We start from the raw sequence: 5,262 nt of genomic DNA on the forward strand, positions 1-5,262 counted from the left end.
CGCCCGCACGAAGAACCTCATCCCCCTTCGCTTCCCGCACCCGGAGAGGGTCAGCGTCCCACTCCCGACCGCCGCCCGGCGGACGCAGCTGCAGATAGGGGCCTTCATGGCCCATCACCCGGCCCAGACACTGGCGGCGCAAATCGATGACCAGGGCGCCGACGGGGTGTTGCCTTGGCGCTGCGGGCTCCGACCCCTGCGGGCCTGCCGTGCGGCTATCGTTCGACATGTTCGCCTGCTTCCGATCGAGTGGATCGCTGCGGCTGCTGCTGTGCTGTACGTGGTCGTGCAGGCGCAGCCCGGGTCGCAGTGCCCACGGCGAGCAGTTGTGCGAAGCGTTCGGCGCAGGCTCGTTCGTGGCCTCGCCCGCCAATCTCGTAGTCGAAGCTGGTGCCGTAGCGGTCTCCGGTCGCGACAGTCTTTTCGGAAAGCATGTCGTTCAGAGAGCTCGTCACTCGCAAGCGGCTTTCCGCCCCGTTGACGGTCACCGTCGGGCCGTGGGCCGTCAGGTGAGCAGCAAGTCGTAGCGTGTCTTCGGTGTCCACAAGGCGACCGTCTCAAGGGCTGCCCCGCGGCGGGATATGACAACCTATGACACGGAGTTGATGTTGATGCGCACCGTCGCGATCACCGGTACCCGGCTCACCAGCCATCGGAGCGTCGAGGGATATACGAGACTTTTCGTCGAGTATCTTGGCCCCTTTGCCAGCGACGCGCACTTCTACATCGGCGGCGCAAAGGGGATCGACTCACTGTCTCTGGTGTGGCTGGCCGCAAACTCTCACGCGCAGATCACGGTGGTGACGCCGGGCACCCTCGACCAGCAGCCGGCCGAGGCGCGGCAGGCGATCGTTCGGTGCCGCGATCGCATCGGGCAAGTCGTCGAGCTGCAGGCCGCCGAGCTGACGTCGGCCGCGTACCACGCTCGGAACCGGTGGATGGTCGACCGGGCGCAGATGACGATCGGCTTCCCGCATCACAGCGAACCGAGCAGCGGAACATGGCAGACGCTCGACTACACAGCCCATATGGGGAAAGCCCGGCTGATCGTGCCCGTATAGCCCGGTTGTGCGCCACCATGGCGAGAATGGACGGCCGGGCCGCAGGGGCGGCAGCACTCAAAGCGCTTCGTCACCGGCGAGGCCTGTCCCTGTCCGGCGCGGCACGCGCCCTGCTCGCCATCGCCGCCGAACTCCACCAGCCCCGCAGCGCGTTCCCCTCGGCAGCCAGCGTGCAGCGATCCGTCGCCCGCTGGGAATGCCCCGTGCCCGTCCTGCCGGACGAGCGCTACCAGCTCCTCCTCGCCCACCTCTACGCCCGCACTCCCGCCGGCCAGTTGGCCCTCGGCGCGGGTTCCGACTTCGCCCAATACCTTCGAGCCCTGGCCGACTTCGGGGAGAGCGAGCAGCGCATAGCCGAGCTGCGCAGCCTGCTGATGCGCGCCGCGACCGATTCCGGGGGCGGGATGCTCGCCCTCCTCTCCCCCGGCTTGCAGGCCACGCTGGGCACCGCCCTTGCCGATCCCTCACGCGCCGATGAGGCAACCGTGGCCGGGCTCGCATCAGTGGTCTCAGACGTCAACGCACAGGTGGGCTCGCTCCCCTTCGTGCGGTTGCAGTTGATCCTTTCCCCTGCCGTCGAAGCGTGCCGTCAACTGCTGCGCGCAGCCGTGCCGGATTCAGTCATGCCCGCGCTGCGGGAGACAGCCGTCATGGCCTGGGCACTCGCCGGACGGCTGGCCTTCGAGACCCGGGACGATGCCGCCTCCCGCGCTCTGTACGCGCAAGCCACAGGCGAGGCCGAATGCCTTGGACAGCCGTGGCGGCGATCGATCGTACACCTGAGCAATGCGCTAGTCGCCCTTTACTCGGCGCAGGGCCTTGAGGACGCCCGGCGCCTGGCCGACTGTGCCGTCCGCGCGGCACGATCCGGCGATTCCCCCCTGGTGCGCGCACGCGCCCACGCCCTGCAAGCAGAACTCGCCGCCCGCGCCGGGCTCGAGCGCCAGTCTCAGGCTGCGCTGGGGCTTGCATGGTATGACCTCGACGCCGACCACACCGATGACCCGGCCCCCGCCTCGTTCTCGCACGGGCACCTGCGCGGTTTCGAGGGGGTGTGCCAGTTGTACGCCGGCGACCCGACCATCGCGCACGATCAGTTCGCCGACTCGGCCGACGCGCTCACTGGCCCGCGCGAGCAGGTACAGCGGGCCATCATCACAACGGACCAGGCGCTGGCCCGGATCCGGATGGACGATCCGCGCGCCGCGGCAGAACTGCTCCACAAGTGCGTGACCGCAGCAAGCGCCACCGGCGGCCGAGTGCCCGCGCTCAGGCTGAGACACGCCCGCGATGAGCTGCGGCCCTGGCGGCGTGAGGACTTCGTCACCGATCTCGACGATCACCTCATGGACGTACTCGGCAGCTGATCGTCAGCACACGTACAACCCCTGGCTCGGGACCCGACTCGATACAGTTCCGCCCCCGGCACCCCGCACTGCTCCCGCTGTGCAGGACAACTGCTCCACCGGCCACTTCCCGGCCAGCCGCCAAGACGGCCGGACAGCCAGCGCCGCAGACGGCAGGATATCGGTCACGCGTACGAGCCGCCGCCGAGTTGAGGGCGCGGCGGAGCAGCGCACAGTGCAAGCACGGCGGTCGGGAGGGACTCGGTGGGGGCACGGTACAGGGCCCAGTTACGGGTTTGGGCGGGGGTGGCGGTCCTTGTCTGCGCGTTGGCGGTTCCGCCGGCGCACGCGGCCCCGGAGCCGCACTCCTACGGCTACGATCCCGACGCGCGCACCGTCCGCGGTAGTTCCAGTTTGCTCGGCGCCCACAAGCTTGCCAATGGCACGCCCTATCGCAGCACGCTCTCGGGCAGCGAACCGGTCTACTTCCGCGTCGCGCTCGACGCGACGTCACACACGTATGTGTCGGTGGTGGGCGTCCCCGGCCCCGGCACCGGGGCTGAGCGCACGCCGACGGACTCGCTGCGCGTCTCGCTTCTGGACGCCGACGGCCACCGCTGTGATCGTCAGGGTGCGGGGTTCGCGATCGGATCCGCGCAGCCGCTCGCCGCCTCCACGAGCCGCATGATCGCCTCGGCCGAGGACGCGGCGGAGGCGAAGTGCCAGCAAGCCGGCACCTACTACGTGGCCGTCTCCCGCTACCGGCAGCGCGCCGGGAGCGCCCCGTGGGGGCTTGATCTGCGGGTCGACGCCGAGCCTCCGCTGAAGAAATCGCGAGCCGACGACCCCGCCGCGCGCTTCCCCCGTCCCCTCGTGCCGGACGGCACCCCGGCCGCAGTGCAGGGCGGGGCAGGGTTCGCGGTCGCGGCACGGGTACGGGGTGGCGCCGCGGCCGGCGAGATCGTCCCGGGGCAGTCGCGGTTCTACAGGGTCCCGGTCGACTGGGGACAGCGGCTGACAGTCGCCGCAGAGCTCGCCGGGCAGAAGAAGGGACCGTACGTGACCAACGCCTTGTCGCTCACGGTCTACAACCCAGCACGCATGAAGGTGGCCGGCAGCTCGGCGAGCTACCACGGCGAGCCCGCCAGCGCCCGCATGGACCCGCTGCCGGCCGTGGCATACGAGAACAGGACCAACCGAGAACGCAAGACGGCGGCAATGCGCTTTCCCGGCTGGTACTTCGTGCAGGTGACCGCCTCCCCCGAGCTCGCCCCCACCTGGGGCAGGACACCGCTGCGACTGACGGTGCGCCTGGGCGTCGAAGGCGCGGCCCGTACACGGCCCGTCTACGCCGGCGACCCGGGCATCTTCCAGGTCCCCGGGGCTCAGCCTCCTGCGCAGCCGGGGAAACGCCCCGCGGCAGCCGCGACGGCAGATGGGGAGGGGAGGAAGATGCTGGCGATCGGCTCGGGCACCGCCGGTGTGCTGCTCCTGGCCGTTGCGGCCGGCCGCGTGCTGCGCGCGCGGCGCCGGACGGCGTAGCCACCTGGGCCCGTGCGGCCACGAGCCGGTGCGGGTGCTTGCCGGCGTCCCAGATGTCCGAGCCGCCCGCGCCGGTAATGCCGCGGCCGGCAAGACCCGATGCGGCGCCCCGTAGCTGAGGTGGGGAGCGGCTACCGTGCGACCGCGAGACGAGCGAGTCCGCGGCGCCGGCGACCCCACAACCCTGTTGCGCCGCTGGGCCAGTTCAGGCCAGCCAGGCCCAGATGCCCAGACCGATCAACAGCAGACCGAGCACGGCGAGCAGACGCGTCCCGGACGGCACGCCGGCGGGGCGGTGCACCGCGCCCGCGTCGGGCATGCGCGGTGGTGTGGTTGCGGCGGCCGTCAGGGGCGCCGGTGCGGGTACGGACCCGGGCCGCGAGGCGCTCGGCGCGGGTGCGCGGCGGCGCAGCTGCATGGTGGGGGCTGCCGGCTGCGGCGTCGGGGCAACGGGCGGTGCGGGCTCAGGCAGCGGGGTGATGGGCGCGGGTGTGCGGCGGCGCAGTTGCGAGGTGGGGGTTGTCGGTTGGGGCGTCGGGGCAACGGGCGGTGCGGTATGGGTGGTGATCGGGCCGGTGGGGCCGAAGCCATCGGGCAGGGGCGGGAGTTGGTCGAATACCTCGATCGGGCTGTCGCTGTCCGGCTGGGGCAGCCGCGGTGCGATCGCGGCGAGGGCCGCGCGGGCCTGGGCCGCGCTGGGCGGCCGCTGCCGCGGGTCCGGGTGCAGCAGCGCGGAAAGCACCTGCCACCACGGATCGGGAACCTGCTCGGGGGCGGCCAGTGGCGTGCCGTCGCCGTCGAAGGCCCGGGCGAGGCCGGCAGCGTCCAGGTCTTCTCCCTGGAGCAGGTGGAGGGCGACCACGCCCACGGAGAAGAGGTCGAACTGCGGGTCCGGCTCGGCACCGTCGTACTGTTCGGGGGCGATGTAGCCCGGGGTGCCGATGATCTGGTCGACCTGGGTGATGCGGACCTCGCCGGCCTGGTGCGCGAGCCCGAAGTCGCCGATGCGCACCCGCGGTTGTTCCAGCCCGGTGGCCTCCAGCAGGAGGTTGCCCGGTTTGATGTCCCGGTGCACGATCCGCTGGGCGTGGACGGCTTCGAGTCCGGCGAGGACCTGGTCGACGAGTGTGAGCACATAGCGGGACGGCAGCGGGCCGTAGTCGCCGACCAGGCCCGCCAGCGTGCCGCCGCCCACCAGGTCCATGGCGATCAGAACCCGGTCGTCGGCTGCGGCCCAGCCGGACGGCGCCACGACATGGGGGTGCTCGATGCGCGTGACGCCCTCGCGGACGAACCGGAGCAGAGCGTGGGCC

The 5,262-nt window shown here is 71.5% G+C and carries 6 protein-coding genes; 3 read left to right on the plus strand and 3 right to left on the minus strand.

Going from position 1 to position 5,262, the window contains the following annotated elements; all coding sequences use genetic code 11:
- Both ACQKIP_RS38790 and ACQKIP_RS38795 read right to left on the minus strand, forming a co-directional pair.
- Positions 1-229: hypothetical protein (locus ACQKIP_RS38790; protein WP_427745225.1), on the minus strand; the 229-nt coding region annotated here is incomplete at its 3' end.
- Complete coding sequence (locus ACQKIP_RS38795; protein WP_365867155.1) at positions 216-545, minus strand: hypothetical protein; 330 nt, start codon at positions 543-545, stop codon at positions 216-218. The genes ACQKIP_RS38795 and ACQKIP_RS38790, both read right to left, overlap by 14 nt.
- A 66-nt stretch (positions 546-611) precedes the next feature.
- On the opposite strand from ACQKIP_RS38795, the gene ACQKIP_RS38800 reads away from it, so the two are divergent.
- The 3 genes from ACQKIP_RS38800 to ACQKIP_RS38810 all read left to right on the plus strand — a co-directional run bounded on the left by ACQKIP_RS38800 (position 612) and on the right by ACQKIP_RS38810 (position 3,949).
- On the plus strand, positions 612-1,061 hold the full coding sequence (locus tag ACQKIP_RS38800; protein ID WP_365867157.1) for a hypothetical protein: 450 nt from the start codon (positions 612-614) through the stop codon (positions 1,059-1,061).
- A gap of 26 nt (positions 1,062-1,087) precedes the next feature.
- On the plus strand, positions 1,088-2,428 hold the full coding sequence (locus tag ACQKIP_RS38805) for a hypothetical protein (protein ID WP_365867159.1): 1,341 nt from the start codon (positions 1,088-1,090) through the stop codon (positions 2,426-2,428).
- A gap of 306 nt (positions 2,429-2,734) precedes the next feature.
- Positions 2,735-3,949 carry a hypothetical protein gene (locus ACQKIP_RS38810; RefSeq protein ID WP_365867161.1) on the plus strand — a complete coding sequence of 405 codons (1,215 nt, stop codon included), beginning with the start codon at positions 2,735-2,737 and terminating at the stop codon, positions 3,947-3,949.
- Between the two features lie 205 nt (positions 3,950-4,154).
- Here ACQKIP_RS38810 and ACQKIP_RS38815 read toward each other — a convergent pair.
- On the minus strand, positions 4,155-5,262 hold a 1,108-nt coding region (locus tag ACQKIP_RS38815), incomplete at its 5' end, for a protein kinase domain-containing protein (protein ID WP_427745226.1).

It is taken from the genome of Streptomyces sp. NPDC059900 (genome assembly GCF_050270335.1).
Taxonomy (GTDB): domain Bacteria; phylum Actinomycetota; class Actinomycetes; order Streptomycetales; family Streptomycetaceae; genus Streptomyces.